Raw genomic sequence first — 1,312 nt, forward strand, 5'->3', positions numbered from 1 at the left:
CTTAGGTTCTAGCGGTCGTCGCAACACCCCAGCGCAAGGGGTGCGATGGACTTCAAGATCCGCAAGAACCGGACGGTGGGGCAGGGACCGAAGAAGCTGGTCCGCGAGCGAGCGGAATACTTCCGGCTCGTGGACCAGGGCTATGGCAACAAAGAGGCGTCCCGGCTCGTGGGCATCCACGAGCGGACCGGCCGTGAGTGGCGCAACGGCCGAACGGACCCCACGAGGTTCAGGCCGCCCGCTCGACCCGAGCGGGCGGCCTGTTCCGGGATTCCGGGCCGCTACCTGAGCCAGGACGAGCGCATCCACATCGCCGACCGGTTCCGGGAGAAGGCCACCGTCCGCGCGATCGCCGCCGAACTGGGCCGAAGCCCGTCCACGATCAGCCGGGAGATCCGCCGCAACAGCACGACGGACCCCCGCGGCCGCCGGCACTACCGCCCCCACGCAGCCCACGCCCGCGCCGAGGCCCGCAGGCCGCGCCCCAAGCACGGCAAGATCAGCCAGAACCCCGAACTGCGGGACTTCATCCAGCACCACCTGGACAAGAAGTGGAGCCCGGAACAGATCTGCCAGGCTCTACGAGACACCTTTCCCGAGCGGCCGGAGATGCACGTGGCCCACGAAACCGTCTACCAGGCCCTCTACGTCCAAGGCCGCGGAGAACTCCGCCGGGAACTGGTCGGCGCCCTGCGCAGTGGCCGCACCCGTCGCAAGCCCCACCGTCAGGCCAACTGCCGCCAACCCCGCTTCGCCACCCCGATGGTGATGATCAGCGAACGCCCGGCCGAGGTGGAGGACCGGGCTGTTCCCGGCCACTGGGAGGGCGACCTGATCATCGGCAAGGACGGCGCCTCCGCGATCGGCACCCTGGTCGAGCGAGCCACTCGCTACGTCATGCTCTTGCACCTGCCGAACGGCCGCGCCGCGGAGCAGGTGCGCGACGCCTTGGTGGAAACCGTCCAGACACTGCCCGGCCACCTGACACGCTCGCTGACCTGGGACCAGGGCGCGGAGATGGCCGCACACGGCTCGTTCACCGTCGCCACCGGCGTCCCGGTCTACTTCTGCGACCCGGCCAGTCCCTGGCAGCGCGGCTCGAACGAGAACACGAACGGCCTGCTACGGCAGTACTTTCCCAAGGGCACCGACCTGTCCGTCCACGGACCGGAGCGTCTGGCCTTCGTCGCCGCCGAACTCAACGGCCGCCCACGCAAAACGCTCGGCTGGGAAACCCCAGCCGAGCGCCTGCATAAACTCATCGCGGCCTGATCAAACCGACCACGTGTTGCAACGACCCCTAGAAACCGCC

Annotated in this window: 1 protein-coding gene; it reads left to right on the forward strand. The window is 68.9% G+C overall.

The genetic code is table 11. The features are described 5' to 3' along the window. Positions 1–45 precede the first annotated feature (45 nt). Positions 46–1,272: an IS30 family transposase gene (locus ACGF12_RS38610; protein ID WP_393041357.1), complete on the forward strand. Its 1,227-nt coding sequence runs from the start codon at positions 46–48 to the stop codon at positions 1,270–1,272. Positions 1,273–1,312: the final 40 nt, after the last annotated feature.

This window comes from Kitasatospora sp. NPDC048296 (genome assembly GCF_043201815.1).
GTDB lineage: Bacteria > Actinomycetota > Actinomycetes > Streptomycetales > Streptomycetaceae > Kitasatospora.

Excerpts from the sequence above, each read along its gene's own strand:
- ACGF12_RS38610 (WP_393041357.1), top strand. The coding sequence starts at position 46 with ATGGACTTCAAGATCCGCAAGAACCGGACGGTGGGGCAGGGACCGAAG.